This is a genomic window from Paenibacillus sp. A3 (genome assembly GCF_001399685.1).
In the GTDB taxonomy this organism is placed as follows: Bacteria; Bacillota; Bacilli; order Paenibacillales; family NBRC-103111; genus Paenibacillus_G.
In genome coordinates this window covers 1-15347 of sequence record NZ_JTHN01000083.1, presented here as the reverse complement: position 1 = coordinate 15347, position 15347 = coordinate 1, and the positions used below count along the sequence as shown (strand labels likewise).

The window sequence follows — 15347 nt, the reverse complement described above, 5'->3', positions numbered from 1 at the left end:
ATCGACTTCCTGCAGGAAGCGTGCAGCGTTCGCCGCATCCTCCGTCACGATGCACTCCGAGTGCATCGTCCCGTGGCGGCGTATGTGCGCCAGCGCCTCGTCCAGCCCGTTTACGACGCGAACGTTCAAGATATAGTCGTTATATTCGGTATCCCAGTCAGTGTTCGAGGCCGCTTTCACCGCCGGCACGAGCCGCCGCGTTTCCGCATCGCCCCGCAACTCGACCATTTGCTGCACGAACTGCTCGGCGATGCTCGCCAGATGACGCTTAGCGAAATCGCGATGCACCAGCAGCGTTTCCATCGAGTTGCATACCGAAGGTCGCTGCACTTTTGCATTGATGGCGATCTTCAGCGCCATATCCGGCTGCGCGCTGGCGTCGATGTAGGTATGGCAAATGCCGGCTCCGGTCTCGATTACCGGCACGGTTGCATTTTTGACGACGTTCTGAATTAACGAAGCGCCGCCGCGAGGAATAAGCACGTCGAGCAGGCCGTTCAGCTTGAGCATTTCGTCGACCGATGCGCGGCTCGGGTCCATGACGAGCTGCAGCGCGTCCGCCGGAACGTCCGTCGATTTCAGCGCCGCATGAAGCACCTCGACGATCCGCTTATTGGAATGGAGCGCCGAGGAGCCGCCGCGCAGCACGACGGCGTTGCCGGTTTTCAGGCAGAGCCCGGCCGCATCCACCGTCACGTTCGGACGCGCTTCGTAGATGATGCCGATGACGCCGAGCGGCACGCGGACTTTGCGGATTTGCAGGCCGTTCGGGCGGTCGAACGCCTCCAGCGTATCGCCGATTGGATCGGGCAAAGCGACGACCTGCCGCAATCCGTCGGCCATCGCTTCGATCCGCTGGCGGTTCAGCGCCAGCCGGTCGAGCAGCGACGTGCTGATGCCGCTCTCGCGTCCGCGCTGCAGATCCTCGGCGTTGGCCGCGATGATCGATTCGGCCTCCGCTACGAGGGCGTCCGCCATGCGCAGCAGTGCGTCGTTCTTTTGCTCGGTGCTGAGCAAACCGAGCTTCGGTGCGGCTTGCTTGGCCAGCTTCGCTTTTTGCACCACTTCGCTCAGGTTTAGAGCTTGATCCGTTGTCATATTCAACTTCCTCCTTCGGAGCGTCATTTAATATCGTACTTGCTTAGGTTCGGCAGCATCCTTTGCTTTTGCCGGGGATGCGAGGGTAATCCATTCGTCGCGATGGATGACTTCGATGCGCGATACCTCGATCCGCTTCTGCACTTCCTCCGTACTAAGACCGGCAACGGCCTGAAGCTGCCAGGAGGCGTAATTGACGACGCCGCGCCCGATCGTTTCCCCATCCGGGCCGAGCACCTCGATGACATCGCCGGGATGGAACTCCCCGGTCACTTCCGTGACTCCCGCGGGCAGCAAGCTTTTGCCGCCTGTGACGAGCGCGAGCTCCGCGCCTTCGTCCACGTAGACCGAGCCCTGGGGCTGGGAGTGGAAGCCGAGCCACTGCTTCTTCATCGGCAAATTATGCTCCGCCGTATCGAAATAAGTGCCTTTCCCGGTTCCTTCTACGGCCAGCATCAGATCGCCGGGCTCCGTGACGCGCCCGACGAACACCGGCACGCCGCCGCGCATTGCGATTCGTGCAGCCTCGATTTTGGAGCGCATGCCGCCGGTGCCAACACTGGAACCGGAACCGCCGGCAATCCGGTAAATGTTTTCGTCGATTTCCAGCACGCGGTCGATCCGCTTGGCGTCGGCGTTTTTGCGCGGGTCTTCGGTGTACAATCCGTCCGTATCGGTAAGAATGACCAGCCTTTGCGCTCGGACCAGATTGGCAACGAGGGCGGACAGCGTGTCATTGTCGCCGAATTTCAGCTCGTCGACCGAGACCGTATCGTTTTCATTAATGATCGGCAGCATTCCGCGGCGCAGCAGCTCTTCAATCGTCATCTGCGCGTTATGGATCCGCTTGCGGTTGGAGAAGTCGGAGCGGGTCAGCAAAATTTGCCCTACGCCCACGCCATGCCCCGTGAATGCCGCCTGGTATGCTTGCATCAGCAGCGCCTGCCCGACGGAAGCGGAGGCCTGCTTCTCGTGCAGCAGCTTGGGACGCGACGCGTAGCCCAGCTCCCGAAAGCCGGCTGCCACGGCACCCGAGGTCACGAGGAGCACGGGAAAGCCTTGACCGCGAAGCGCCGCCAGTTCTGCGGCGAAAAATGCGATTTTTTCCCGATTCAATCCGCCTTCGTCGGACGTTAGCGAGCTGCTGCCGATTTTCACTACGATCGTTTGCTGCATAGGAATCACTCTTTCTATGACTGATCTGGCTGTCGTCCGGGGCAGGCGCGGAAAACACAAAAAGGCCCCGTCCTTTAAGGACGAAAGCCTCTACTTCCGCGGTACCACCTTACTTGATGAATTGACGACCAACTCATCCTGCTTCAGTCCCTTGTAACGGCAGGGAAAGCCGTCCAGCTCGTCGCTGGCCGTTCAGGGGCGGGTTCGGCAAGGCTCCACGGTAAATTCTCGCAGCCGGTGGAATTTACTCTCTGATCGTGCAGGGGCTTTCCTACTATTCCCATCAATACGTTTTGCTTTTCATTAGCATAGCATGAGGGGGGAGGTTTGTAAAGGCGATCAGCCGAACAGGCGAAGGGCGTCGATTCGGTCAACCGCTTCGCGGAGCCGCTCTTCGGTGCTGAGCAAGCCGAGACGCACGTAGCCTTCGCCGTGGTCGCCGAAGCCGACTCCCGGAGCGACGACAATCTTGGCCTGCTCGAGCAGCATGTCGGAGAACGATTCCGACGTGTAGCCCTTCGGCACAGGCAGCCAAGTGAAGAAAGAGCCTTGCGAACGCGACGCTTGCCAGCCGATCCGGTCCAAAGCGCCGAACAGGGCGTCTCTGCGGCTCTGGTACATCTGCACGAGCTCGCGAACGCTATCCTGCGGGCCGGTCAACGCGACGGCCGCCGCCTCTTGGATGCCTCCGAACAAGCTGCAATAGTAATGATCCTGAATCAAGTTGATCATCCGCACGATTTCGGGGTTGCCGAGGCAGAAGCCGACCCGCCAGCCGGCCATGTTGTATGTTTTGGACAACGTGTAAAATTCGACGCCGACTTCCTTGGCGCCCGGCAGCTGCAGGAAGCTGACCGGCTTCTGCCCGTCGAAGCCGATGGCGCCGTAAGCGAAGTCGCTGGCCACCACGATGCCGTGCTTCGCCGCAAAAGCAATCGTCTCCTCATAAAAGGAAGCCGGGGCCGAAACCGCCGTCGGATTGTTCGGATAGTTGATGAACATCAGCTTCGCCCGATTCACGTCATCGGCGGAAAGCGAGCTGTAATCCGGCAGGAACCCGTTTGATTCCAGAAGCGGCATGAAGGCCATCCGGGCGCCGGCCAGGGCTACGCCGGACCAGTAATCCGGGTATCCCGGATCCGGCACCAAACAGACGTCGCCCGGATTGAGCAGGCATTGGGCAATCTCCACAAGTCCGGTTTTGCCTCCGAACAAAACCGCCACTTCCGTTTCCGGGTCAAGCTCGACACCATAATCTTCCCGGTATCTTTGGGCGACGGCCTCTTTTAAAAACAAGTAGCCGTTGAACGGAGGGTAGCGGTGGTACTGCGGATTTTCCGCCGCTTTTTGCAGCGCCTTAACGATGTGCGGCGGGGTCGGACGATCCGGATTCCCTTGTCCCAGATTGATTACGTCGTGTCCTGCGGCAATCTGGACATTGGCTTTGCGCACAAGCGTGGCGAAAAATTGGGTAGGCAGTTCTTGCAGGCGTTCAGCCGAAATCATGGGAAAAGCGCTGACGGCTGCTTCTGTCGGGTTGTTGGTCTTCATCTATGTCACTCCATTAGTTTGGTTTCAAATGTGTTACCTTACAACAAATCCCTTGTTTTCTTATCGGAATATGTCAAATAACCTGAGCGGATAGGAATAATGTAACATGAAAAACGGTGCATGTATACGGGTCTATTTCATCGAATCATCCGTTTATCTGTCGAGTCTTCTATAAATGTGCGCAAAATCAAGAAGATGTGTTATAATGATTGTATGAAGTTTCATTTAATGATATTTAGTTTCATATAATGAAATTATATTGACAACGGAGGGAACATCCATGGCGATAAGCTTTCACGATGAATACAATAAATATACCTACACCGGGAGACACGCCGATTCCGGCTGGATGGAGCTCATCCGGCAGAAGGCGAGTCCCCAAGGGAAAACGGCAGCGGACATCGGCTGCGGCGGGGGCATTTACTCTGTCGCTTTGGCAGAGCTGGGCGTTTCGTCTATTGTCGGCATCGATTTCTCCGAAGCGATGCTTCAAGGAGCCGCCGAGCATGGCGCGGCGTACGGTCAAATTCGTTTTGCGCAAGGGACTGCGGATCAGACGGGATTGCCCGACGACTCGGTCGAGCTCGTGCTGGAACGCGCGCTGATCCACCACATTGCCGCGGAAGTGCTGCCGGACGTATTCCGCGAGGCGCAGCGGATTCTGAGGCCCGGCGGGCTGCTGATCGTGCAGGATCGCACGACTGAGGACTGCCTGCTTCCCGGGAGCAGGGAGCATCTGCGCGGTTACTGGTTCGAGAAGTACCCGCGTCTCCGCCAGTTGGAAGCAGGACGCCGTCACGATGCGGTGGCCCTACGCAAGGCTCTGGAAGCATCCGGATTCTCGGTCCTGGAAGAAACGCTGCTATGGGAAGTACGCAAAAGCTACGCAAGCTATAGCGACTACCGGGAGGAGCTTTTGAGCCGGAAGGGACGTTCGATTTTGCATGAATTGTCTGATGCGGAGCTTCGGGATTTGGCGGATGCCGTCGCAGCGGACTCGGGCTATGAAATGAATGAGCCCGTTCAGGAACGGGACCGCTGGACGATATTCTTTGCGCAGGCGCGTTGAAGTTCCGCTTCCGTTGCTCTATGATAATAGGAAGAAACGGCGCAGTTTCCCAAAGCGGGCCGCTGCGTCCGGAATTTCGAGACGGGTAAGGGGGAAGGTTAGATGGCTGGGCAACGATGGAATTTGGCTCTGCTGCAGATGGACATCGCAATAGGAGAGCCCGAACGCAACTTCGCAAAGCTGGAGAGCCTTCTGCATGAAGCGGTCGCTCACGATACGAAGCCGGATGTGATCGTATTTCCGGAGATGTGGAACACCGGCTATGCGCTGGATCGGATTCAAGAGCTCGCAGACCGTTACGGAGAGCGGACCGAAGCGCTGCTGTCGGCGTTTAGCCGAAAGCACGGCGTAAACATCATTGGCGGTTCCATCGCGGAGAAGCGGGACAACGGCGTTTACAATACAATATTCGCATATGACCGGCAGGGAAACCGTGCAGGAGACTACTCGAAAATACATTTGTTCCGGCTGATGGATGAGGAAAAGTTTCTGCAAAGCGGAGACCGTGCGGGCGAGTTTCAACTGGACGGTATTCCGGCCGGCATGATGATCTGCTATGACATCCGTTTTCCGGAGCTTGCGCGAAAGCTGGCGCTCGGTGGCGCGCAAATTTTATTTGTTCCGGCCGAATGGCCGAATCCGCGGCTGCATCATTGGCGCACGCTGCTGATGGCGAGGGCGATCGAGAACCAGATGTTCGTCGTCTCCTGCAACCGTGTAGGCGTGAGCGGGACGACGGAGTTTTTCGGCCATTCGATGGTCATTGATCCGTGGGGCGAGGTGCTGGCCGAAGGCGGGGAAGCCGAAACGATCGTTCGCGCTGCCGTCGACCTTAGCCAGGTGCCTGCCGTGCGCAGCAAAATTCCGGTATTTGAAGACAGACGTCCTTCCTTGTATTAAAACAGTACAACGGCACGCGAAAACCGGCTCGGATCATTCCGGCCGGTTTTTTGCGCGTTCGGCTTCCATCACCTTGCGGAACGTCTCCATGAACGCGGCGACCGCCTTCGATAAATAACGCCCCTTGCGGTGGGCGATTACGAGCGTACGGGTCGGCCGGTTGGATAGTTGCAGGTACGCGGGCGCCAGCTCGTTCCATCCCCTCAGCAGCATACGCGGGATGAAGGCAATGCCCATCCCCGCCGCGACGAGTGACTGCACCGTCTCGATATTGCTGCTCTCGAACACGATGTTCGGCGAAAATCCGGCATCGTTGCACAATTCGATCGCGATTTGACGGAAGCCCTGGCCTCTTTTAAGCGCGATGAACGGCTCCTCCTGCAGCTCCTCGATGTCGACCGTTTTGCTTCCCCCCTCGGCCAGACGAGCGGCCAGTGGATGCTGCGGCGGGACGGCCAGTACGATCTCTTCCTCAATGATGGGCTCGTAGTCAAGCGAGTCGTCGATCAAGGGCAGGGAAAGCAGGCTAATGTCGGCTTGCCCGTTCGCCGTTAATTGTTCGAGGTTCGAGGTCGTCTCTTCGACGAGCACGATGTCGATTTCCGGGTAGCGCTCCTGGAAGACGGGCAGGACGAGGGGCAGCACGTGCGCGCCTGTAATCGGGAGGCTGCCCACAACAAGCTTGCCTTTGCGCATTTGGGAAATATCTTCCATTTCTTGTTTTAACTGCTCGACCATGTCGAGAATTTTTTGCGCTTTTTCTACGAAGCGGGTTCCGGCATAGGTGACCTCCACCGAGTTGGTCGTCCGTTGAAACAAAAGTACGCCGAGCTCCTTCTCCAGCTTGGAAAGCTGCTGACTGAGCGACGGCTGGGCGATATGCAGCTTTTCGGCTGCGCGGGAAAAGTTCTTTTCGATGGCAATTTGCAATGCGTATTGCAACTGGCGCAGTTCCATGCGGCTCGGCTCCTTTTATAAAGAATACCTATTAATGCTACGTTAATCGTAACGTATTTGTTATAAGAATGAAAGAGCCGCTGTGCGGCAGTTTCTCGTTCGCAAGTAAAAAAGGAAGAAAGAGCGGGAGGCTCCATCTTCCGGGGCAGAACAGAATATGGTCTGACGCGCGCAAACAACCGCTTTCTTTTCGGCCGCAAAGCATCAAGTCCCGCAAGAGCCGGGATATCCGTCGTTTCGTTTCATTTCTTCCAAATGCTCGCGCATCTCTTCGTCTCCGGGCATTTCGGCGACCAGCTTTACTTTGCCGGAAGCGGGCTCCTTTGTTGGAGCCGCATCCGCAGGGCGAGGCGTATCGGTCATTGTACAGTCCTCCTAGGGGGATAATCAGGAATACCGACGGACGTCCCATCTTCGGAGCAGCAGGTGGTACCCGAATTCAATGGCAGCCGTTACGATGGCGATAACGGCAAGCTCCGGCCAGGACAATCCCCAATGATATGCGGTCCCGATGGCCCCCAAAAATAAAGCGGCCAACAGCACGTCGGCTAAGGTTGCGGCACCGTTTCCGAATTCGTCGAGAATCCACTGATCTCCGAGAAAAAAAGCCAGAATACTCAGGCTGACGGAGGCCATCAGCGCTTGGAACAGCGTTGCGTTTGAAAAATAAAGCAGCAGCGGGACGGTAAATAGAGCGTTTAGGACGAGTTTGACAAGCAGCTTGCTCACGCTTTCCAGCTCCCTTACTTTTGCTTTTAGTTGAAAGGTTGTCCAGTCGACCCTTAATTTATGCAGCGGGAGGGGGAAGAGCCCCAGGCTGTTTTTTTGATTGCTCATAGAGAAAACCTATGAAGGTTATAGATATTATATCTTGGATCAATGAAGATGGACGTGATACGATAGGTGACATTAGGAGCATCATTCAGATACCGAGGTGGAACCGATGGCAAAAACAATGTTCGAAAAAATTTGGGACAATCACGTCATTCAATCGGAGCCGGGCAAGCCGAGCATCATTTATATCGACCTTCAACTGGTCCATGAAGTGACTTCCCCGCAAGCGTTTGAAGGCCTTCGCATGAGCGGCCGCAAGGTTCGTCGTCCGGATTTGACGTTCGCGACGATGGATCACAACGTGCCGACGAAGGATCGTTTCAATATCACCGATCCGATTTCCAAGCAGCAGATCGATACGCTCTCCAAAAACTGTGCGGATTTCGGAGTTACTCTGTTTGACCTGGACAGCATCGATCAAGGGGTCGTCCACGTTATGGGACCGGAGCTCGGTTTGACGCATCCCGGCAAAACGATCGTCTGTGGCGACAGCCACACGTCTACGCACGGAGCATTCGGAGCTTTGGCGTTCGGGATCGGAACGAGCGAAGTGGAGCACGTGCTTGCGACGCAGTGCTTGCAGCAAGCGAAACCGAAAACGCTGGAAGTACGCATCAACGGCAAGCTGAAGCCGGGGGTTACGGCGAAGGATTTGATTCTCGGCGTCATCGCAAAATACGGCACGGATTTTGCAACCGGCTATGTTATCGAGTACACGGGCGAATCGATTCGCAGCTTGTCCATGGAAGAGCGCATGACCGTGTGCAACATGTCGATCGAAGCAGGTGCAAGAGCAGGCTTGATCGCTCCGGACCAAACGACGTTCGATTACCTCCGCGGACGCGAATATGTGCCGCAAGGCGAGGCGTTCGAGCAAGCGGTAGCGGCGTGGAACCAACTGACGACGGACGAAGGCGCGGTGTACGATCGCGTGGTCGAGTTTGACGCGGACAGCCTGATTCCGCAAGTCACCTGGGGCACCAGCCCGGGCATGGGTACCGACGTGACGTCCCGCGTGCCGAATCCGGCGGATTTCAGCACGGAGAACGAGCGCAAAGCGGCGGAAAAAGCGATCGAGTACATGGGCTTGACCCCGGGAACGCCGATGACGGATGTTACAATCGATTACGTATTTATCGGTTCCTGTACGAACGGCCGTATCGAGGACCTGCGCGCGGCGGCTGCCGTGGCTCAAGGCTACAAGGTATCTCCGAACGTGACGGCGATCGTCGTGCCGGGCTCGGGCCGGGTAAAAATCCAAGCGGAAAAAGAAGGCCTCGATAAAATTTTCATCGAAGCTGGCTTTGAATGGCGCGATGCCGGCTGCAGCATGTGTCTGGCGATGAACCCGGACGTGCTGAAGCCGGGCCAACGCTGTGCTTCGACGTCGAACCGGAACTTTGAAGGCCGTCAAGGCCGTGACGGACGCACGCACCTCGTGTCTCCGGCGATGGCAGCTGCGGCAGCGATCGAAGGCCGTTTCACCGACGTGCGCGATTGGAATTTCAAAGTGAAGCAGGAAGCTTAAGAAGATCATCTTATCGAAGCGAGGAGTTAACCGACATGGAAGCTTTTAAACAGCATACAGGCCTGGTCGGTCCGGTGGACCGCGTGAACGTGGACACGGACGCCATTATCCCTAAACAATTTTTGAAGCGCATCGAGCGTTCCGGCTTCGGCCAGTTTCTGTTCTACGAGTGGCGTTTTGACCTGAATGGCAATACGATTCCGGAGTTCAGCCTGAATCAGCCGCGCTACCAAGGCGCTTCCGTTCTGATTTCCCGTGCCAACTTCGGCTGCGGCTCCTCCCGGGAGCATGCCCCTTGGGCCATCCAGGACTACGGGTTCAAAGTCGTGATCGCGCCGTCGTTCGCCGACATTTTCTATAATAACTGCTTCAAGAACGGCATCCTGCCGATCAAGCTGAGCGAAGAGCAGGTCGAGGAGCTGTTTCAGCGCACCGCGGCGAAAGAAGGCTACAAGCTGACCGTCGATCTGGAGAACAAAAAGATCACCGACGATCAAGGCCTGAGCATCGACTTTGATTTGGATGAGCACCGCCGTCAATTCCTGCTGCTCGGTCTCGACGATATCGGTCTGACGCTGCAGCATGAAGACAAAATTGCCGCGTACGAAGTGGCGCATCAAGCGCGTCTCGCGTACAAATAAGCGACGAATGGCCCGGCCTGACTCTTGAAAAAGAGGTTAGGTCGGGCTTTTTTTTGATCCGCCCGCATTTTATCATACAATGTTCAAAAACTTTCGACAATTTCCGTGAAAAGTGTGATCTATGTTTTTTCAAACGCCGAAAGCGTTGTGTATAATATCACTGGAAGCATGATGGGAGGGTGACAGAAATGAGTTTTGCCAGAATCGGCGTCGTGGGCGCCGGAACGATGGGTCAAGGTATTGCCGAAATGTTGGCAGCCAAAGGGTTGGAAGTCATGCTGATCGAAAGGACGCCTGAAAAACTGGATCAGGCCTGGGAGCAAATCGAGATCAGCTTGGACAAGCAGCTGGAGAAATGGGCGATCACTCCCGTTGAGAAAAAGTTGATTCTTTCGCGCATCGCGAAGGAAACGTATATTCACCGGTTGGCCGAATGCGACATGGTCATCGAAACCGTTTCGGAAGATCTGGAGATTAAAAAAGAAGTATTCCGCAAGCTTGACGAGGTATGCCCGCCGTCGACCATCCTCGCCAGCAACACGTCTACGCTCAGCTTGACGGAACTGGCGGCGGAGACGCAATATCCGGAGCGCGTCATCGGCCTTCATTTTTTGTATCCGGTCTCGAAAATTCATTTGGTAGAAATCATCCGCGCGCTGCAAACGGGCGAGGATGTCTTCCAGGAGACCCGGAAATTCGTCGAAGAAACGATTCAAAAACGCGGCATTCAGGTATATGAATCGCCGGGCTTTGTGACGACGCGGCTAATCTGCGTGCTGATCAACGAAGCGATGCACGCGCTGTCGGAGAGGGTGGCGAGCGCGGACGATATTGATAATGCGATGCGAATCGGCTATGATTTTCATTATGGGCCGCTGGAGATGGCAGACCGCTTCGGCTTGGACTCGATATTGGCCGCAATGGAACGTATGTTCCGTGAATTCGGCGATGTGAAGTACCGGCCGGCGGTGCTGCTGAAGCAGATGGTAAGGGCCGGTCATCTCGGCACGAAGACGGGACAAGGCTTTTTCCGCTACGATAAGGACGGTGACCGGATATGATCGTACTCGTCATTAATGCAGGCAGCTCCTCTCTTAAGTTTCAGCTTTACGAGATGGAGGACGAATCCGTACTGGCTAAAGGGAAGGTGGAGCGGATCGGAATGGAATCCGCGATCTTGACGTACGAGCCGGAAGGTAAGCAGGACGTGCGCGAAGTCAGTGAAATTTTGGAGCACACGACTGCGATCCGCAAGGTGCTGGACATGCTGGTGCATCCGGTCCATGGGGTGCTCGAATCGCCGCTGCAAATCGACGCAGTGGGCCACCGGGTCGTGCACGGGGGCGAATCGTTTTCCAATTCCGCGCTGGTCAACGAAGAGGTAAAACAGGAAATCAAGCGATTGTTCGATTTGGCACCGCTGCACAATCCTGCCCATATGCTCGGGATTCAGGCGGTCGAAGCGAATATGCCGGACGTGCCGCAGGCCGTTGTGTTCGATACGGCGTTTCACCAAACGATGCCGCCGGTGACGTATTTGTACCCCATCCCGATGGTGCTCTATAAGAAGCACAAAATTCGCCGCTACGGCTTCCACGGTACCTCGCACGCTTATGTGAGCGAGCGCGCCGCGGCGTTCCTCGGGCGTCCGCTCCGCGAGCTGAAGTTGGTCACCTGCCACATCGGGAACGGGGCGAGCTGCACAGCGGTGATGGACGGGCGATCATACGATACGAGCATGGGGATGACGCCGCTGGAAGGGCTCATGATGGGAACGCGGAGCGGAGATATTGACCCGGCCATCGTCCCGTTTACGATGGGCAAGGAGGATCTGACGCTCAGCGAAGTGAACTCGATGCTGAACAAGCACAGCGGGCTGCTTGCCATCTCGGGTATCGGCAGCGATATGCGGGAGATTGACGAAGCAAGGCAAACGGGAGACCGCAATGCGGCGCTCGCGTTCGACATGTACGAGTACCGGCTGCGCAAATATATCGGCGCTTACGCAGCTGCCATGAACGGCTTGGACGCCATCGTCTTCACGGCGGGTGTCGGGGAAAACTCCGCTTCGCTGCGGGCTGCAGTGTGCCGCAATCTCAGCTTTCTCGGCCTGGAGCTGGACGAAGCGGCGAACGACCGGCGCGGGTCCGACGAACGCGCCATCACGACGCCGGGCTCCCGGGTTCAGGTGCTTGTTATCCCGACAAACGAGGAGCTTGTTATCGCCCGGGATACGTACCGGTTGATTTTGGACCGAAATGATGTAAACTAATGAACGGTGGTTAATTTTATAAAGTAGGCGGAGGAATGTTCATGAACCGTAACCTGTGTATGATCGGGGATGTGAATAAACATATAGACGAATCGGTGACGATCGGCTGCTGGCTGCATAACATCCGTTCCAGCGGCAAGATCCGTTTCCTGCAGCTGCGGGACGGCTCTGGTTTTATTCAGGGCGTCGTCGTCAAGAGCGAAGTGCCGGAGCAGGTCTGGGAAGATACGGGCAAGCTGACGCAAGAGAGCTCGCTCTACGTAACCGGAACGGTGCGCGAGGATACGCGCAGCAAAGGCGGCTTCGAGCTGACGGTGACCGGCGTCGAAATTATTCAAGTCACGAGCGATTATCCGATCACGCCCAAGGAACACGGCGTCGATTTTCTGATGGATCACCGCCATCTATGGATCCGTTCGCCGCGTCAGCGGGCGATTCTGGTCATCCGGGCGCAAATTATTCGGGCGATTCAGCAATTTTTCGATGAGCGCAACTTCCATTTGGTCGATCCGCCGATTTTGACTCCTTCGTCCTGCGAAGGAACGACGAATTTGTTCCATACGAAATATTTCGACGAGGACGCTTATTTGACGCAGAGCGGCCAGCTGTATATGGAAGCAGCGGCGATGGCGCTCGGCCGGGTATACTCGTTCGGTCCGACCTTCCGGGCGGAGAAATCGAAGACGCGGCGGCATTTGATCGAGTTCTGGATGATCGAACCGGAGATGGCGTTTGTTACGCACGAAGAAAACCTTCAAGTGCAGGAGCAGTTCGTCTCTCACATCGTACAGTCGGTGCTGCAGAACTGCCGTAAGGAGCTTGAGACGCTGGAGCGCGATACGACAAAGCTGGAGCAGGTCGTAGGGCCGTTCCCGCGCATTACGTACGACGAAGCGGTAAAGTTCCTTCAAGAGAACGGTCACGAGTTCGAATGGGGCGAAGACTTCGGCGCGCCTCACGAGACTGCTATTGCCGAGAAATATGAGAAGCCGGTGTTCATCACGCATTATCCGACGGAGATCAAGGCCTTCTATATGAAGCCGGACCCGAATCGTCCGGAAGTCGTGCTTTGTGCGGATCTGATCGCTCCGGAAGGCTACGGGGAAATTATCGGAGGCAGCCAGCGGATTGACGATCCGGAGCTGATGGAAGAACGCTTCCGGCAGCACGAGCTGTCCAAAGAAGCGTATCAGTGGTACCTCGACCTGCGAAAATACGGCTCCGTTCCGCACTCGGGCTTCGGCTTGGGGCTCGAGCGCACGGTCGCTTGGATCTGCGGGCTCGATCACGTTCGCGAGACGATTCCGTTCCCGCGGCTGCTGTACCGCCTGTACCCATAAGGTCTGCATGCGGAAGCCGTCTCTCGTGAGTCTGTAAGTGGAAAGTAGGGTAGGCATGAGACGTAGCGATTACGACGCGAAAGAGCTGCCGTCCGTGCTGCTCGCGGGCTGGCAGGACGGGAACGTCGACGTTCCCTACTGGCTGTTCAAATATTACAAGCAGCTTGGGCTGCTGGAGCCGGACGTGATGCTGATTCTTCATGTCATGGCCTTTAAGCAAAAAGAAAATAAAGATTTTCCGACATTGGAAGAGCTTCAAGCCCGCATGTCGCTGCCGCAGGAGAAAGTGATTGCCGTACTGCAAAAGCTGATCCGGGAGCAGCTGCTGCGGATCGACGAGATCGAAGATCCCGTTACGGGAGTCCACAGCGAAGCTTATAACTTGCGGCCGTTGCTGGAGCGGCTCGCCGAGTGCCGCATCGAAGAGCATCGGGCGGAGCTGGCGGCCAAGAAACAGGTCGAGCGGACGGGCAAAGCGGAGCGAAAAGATATTTTCTCGATTTTTGAAAACGAATTTGGCCGCCCGCTCACTCCGATGGAGCTGGAGTCGATATCCGGGTGGATCGACAAAGATGGCTATCCCGAGGAGCTCATCCTCGCCGGTCTTAAGGAAGCGGTGTTTGCCGGCAAGCTGCATTTCCGGTACATCGACCGGATCTTGCTGGAGTGGCAGCGCAACCGGATCACGACCGTCGAGCAAGCGAAGGAGCACTCGCAGAAGTTCCGGTCCCGGTAAGCGGAAAACGAAACAGCCCTGTACGCAATTGCGTGCAGGGCTGTTTTGCGTTACTGGACGGAGCGCTGGCCGGGGCATCTGCGCAAGCGATTTGTGCCAAGAATGCTGCAAACGAGCTTGCTGCTTTGTTCGAAATTTTGGGCCCAGACTAAAGTACCAAAGTTGCTTCGTCCTCGAAAAACGTGAAAAACATTTTAAAAAACTGTAGTTTTTTTGTAACTTTTTTGTGATTCGTGGCGTCTATTATATTAGGTGTGACATGATTTTACAGATTTATAGAACGGTTAGAAGGAGGGGCCACATGTTCCGAAGGCTGCGCAAACCTAAGAACGAAGCGCAGAATGAAGCGGCAGCCGCAGTGCCAGCCGCTCCGCAGGAGATCGACGCCGCGGCGCCGGAAGCTTCGGCCGACGGGGAAGCTGCTGCGGCAAGCGCTGGCGCGAGTGTATTGGTCGATACCAGACCACCCATTGACACGAGTATCCCGCTCCTTACCGTAACGGGAGTGGAGCGTTCATTTCCTGTCGGAGGACAGCAGCTTCATGTGCTCAAGGGAATCAATATGGAGCTGTATCCGATGCAGCTCGTTATGCTGAAAGGCCGGTCTGGCTCGGGTAAAACGACCCTGCTTAACATGATCGGCGGTCTGGACCAGCCGAACCGGGGACAAATCATGTTCAAGGAATACCCGTTCCATGAATGCAGTGACGATCAGCGGACGTACATAAGAAGAAAAGAAATCGGCTTTATTTTCCAATCGTTTGCTTTAATGCCTCTTTTGTCTGCTTGGGAAAATGTGGAATTGTCACTGCGCATGGCGAAAGTTCCCCGATCGGAGTGGAAGTCCCGCGTCACCCATTGTTTGGAGTTGGTAGGCCTCGGCAAGCGGATGCACCATCGTCCGTTCGAGCTGTCGGGCGGGGAGCAGCAGCGTGTCGCGATTGCCAAAGCCATCGCGCACAAGCCCAGCCTGCTGCTTGCCGACGAGCCGACGGCGGAGCTCGATTCGCAAATGGGCGCGCAAGTCATGGCGGTATTCCGGGACATTATCCATACCGAACGCATGACGATTTGTATGACAACGCATGATCCGACAATAATGGAGGTTGCCGACCGTGTATTCGAAATGGTGGATGGAAAATTTATCAGTGGTTAAAAAGACGAGCAGGCCGTTGCTGCTCGTTTGCATCGCCGCATCCCTCGCATTTTCGTCCGGGTGCTCGTTGCTGCCAACGGGGGACGAGG

At 56.2% G+C, this 15347-nt stretch carries 15 protein-coding genes and 1 other annotated feature; of the genes, 9 read left to right on the top strand and 6 right to left on the bottom strand.

The features are described from left to right. The 3 genes from QJ48_RS12820 to QJ48_RS12810 all read right to left on the bottom strand — a co-directional run. On the bottom strand, nt 1–1098 hold a 1098-nt coding region (locus tag QJ48_RS12820), incomplete at its 3' end, for a glutamate-5-semialdehyde dehydrogenase (protein ID WP_237762888.1). Between the two features lie 27 nt (nt 1099–1125). Then, a complete protein-coding gene (gene proB / locus QJ48_RS12815) occupies nt 1126–2274 on the bottom strand; it encodes a glutamate 5-kinase (protein WP_054973969.1) in 1149 nt (382 codons plus the stop codon). A gap of 73 nt (nt 2275–2347) precedes the next feature. After that, nucleotides 2348–2570 (bottom strand) — a binding site (T-box leader). A 43-nt stretch (nt 2571–2613) separates the two neighbouring features. Next, nucleotides 2614–3825 (bottom strand): pyridoxal phosphate-dependent aminotransferase, encoded by a 1212-nt coding sequence (locus QJ48_RS12810; protein WP_054973968.1) that lies wholly within the window; start codon nt 3823–3825, stop codon nt 2614–2616. Between the two features lie 280 nt (nt 3826–4105). On the opposite strand from QJ48_RS12810, the gene QJ48_RS12805 reads away from it, so the two are divergent. Together QJ48_RS12805 and QJ48_RS12800 are read left to right on the top strand one after the other, a co-directional pair. Beyond that, nucleotides 4106–4894 (top strand): class I SAM-dependent methyltransferase, encoded by a 789-nt coding sequence (locus QJ48_RS12805; protein WP_054973967.1) that lies wholly within the window; start codon nt 4106–4108, stop codon nt 4892–4894. Nucleotides 4895–4996: 102 nt separating this feature from the next. Then, nucleotides 4997–5794 (top strand): carbon-nitrogen family hydrolase, encoded by a 798-nt coding sequence (locus QJ48_RS12800; protein WP_054973966.1) that lies wholly within the window; start codon nt 4997–4999, stop codon nt 5792–5794. A gap of 33 nt (nt 5795–5827) precedes the next feature. Here QJ48_RS12800 and QJ48_RS12795 read toward each other — a convergent pair whose 3' ends face one another. The 3 genes from QJ48_RS12795 to QJ48_RS12790 form a co-directional block, all read right to left on the bottom strand. Then, the gene (locus QJ48_RS12795; RefSeq protein ID WP_054973965.1) at nt 5828–6751 is read right to left on the bottom strand and encodes a LysR family transcriptional regulator; all 924 of its coding nucleotides are present in this window, start codon (nt 6749–6751) and stop codon (nt 5828–5830) included. A gap of 204 nt (nt 6752–6955) precedes the next feature. Continuing rightward, a complete protein-coding gene (locus QJ48_RS38075) occupies nt 6956–7114 on the bottom strand; it encodes a hypothetical protein (protein ID WP_193394434.1) in 159 nt (52 codons plus the stop codon). 24 nt (nt 7115–7138) lie between these two features. Beyond that, complete coding sequence (locus QJ48_RS12790; protein ID WP_054973964.1) at nt 7139–7480, bottom strand: DUF2512 family protein; 342 nt, start codon at nt 7478–7480, stop codon at nt 7139–7141. Nucleotides 7481–7694: 214 nt separating this feature from the next. On the opposite strand from QJ48_RS12790, the gene leuC reads away from it, so the two are divergent. The 7 genes from leuC to QJ48_RS12755 all read left to right on the top strand — a co-directional run bounded on the left by leuC (nt 7695) and on the right by QJ48_RS12755 (nt 15258). Continuing rightward, nucleotides 7695–9113, top strand: coding sequence for a 3-isopropylmalate dehydratase large subunit (gene leuC, locus QJ48_RS12785; RefSeq protein WP_054973963.1), 1419 nt, complete (start codon nt 7695–7697; stop codon nt 9111–9113). A 35-nt stretch (nt 9114–9148) separates the two neighbouring features. Next, the gene (gene leuD, locus QJ48_RS12780; RefSeq protein ID WP_054973962.1) at nt 9149–9754 is read left to right on the top strand and encodes a 3-isopropylmalate dehydratase small subunit; all 606 of its coding nucleotides are present in this window, start codon (nt 9149–9151) and stop codon (nt 9752–9754) included. 188 nt (nt 9755–9942) lie between these two features. Then, the gene (locus tag QJ48_RS12775) at nt 9943–10815 is read left to right on the top strand and encodes a 3-hydroxyacyl-CoA dehydrogenase family protein (protein ID WP_054973961.1); all 873 of its coding nucleotides are present in this window, start codon (nt 9943–9945) and stop codon (nt 10813–10815) included. Beyond that, the gene (locus QJ48_RS12770) at nt 10812–12026 is read left to right on the top strand and encodes an acetate/propionate family kinase (protein WP_054973960.1); all 1215 of its coding nucleotides are present in this window, start codon (nt 10812–10814) and stop codon (nt 12024–12026) included. Before QJ48_RS12775 ends, QJ48_RS12770 begins: the two co-directional genes overlap by 4 nt. A 41-nt stretch (nt 12027–12067) precedes the next feature. Next, the gene (asnS, locus tag QJ48_RS12765; protein ID WP_054973959.1) at nt 12068–13366 is read left to right on the top strand and encodes an asparagine--tRNA ligase; all 1299 of its coding nucleotides are present in this window, start codon (nt 12068–12070) and stop codon (nt 13364–13366) included. A 55-nt stretch (nt 13367–13421) separates the two neighbouring features. Then, nucleotides 13422–14102 (top strand): DnaD domain-containing protein, encoded by a 681-nt coding sequence (locus QJ48_RS12760; RefSeq protein ID WP_054973958.1) that lies wholly within the window; start codon nt 13422–13424, stop codon nt 14100–14102. A 301-nt stretch (nt 14103–14403) separates the two neighbouring features. Then, a complete protein-coding gene (locus QJ48_RS12755; protein ID WP_082420482.1) occupies nt 14404–15258 on the top strand; it encodes an ABC transporter ATP-binding protein in 855 nt (284 codons plus the stop codon). The last annotated feature ends 89 nt before the right edge of the window (nt 15259–15347 follow it).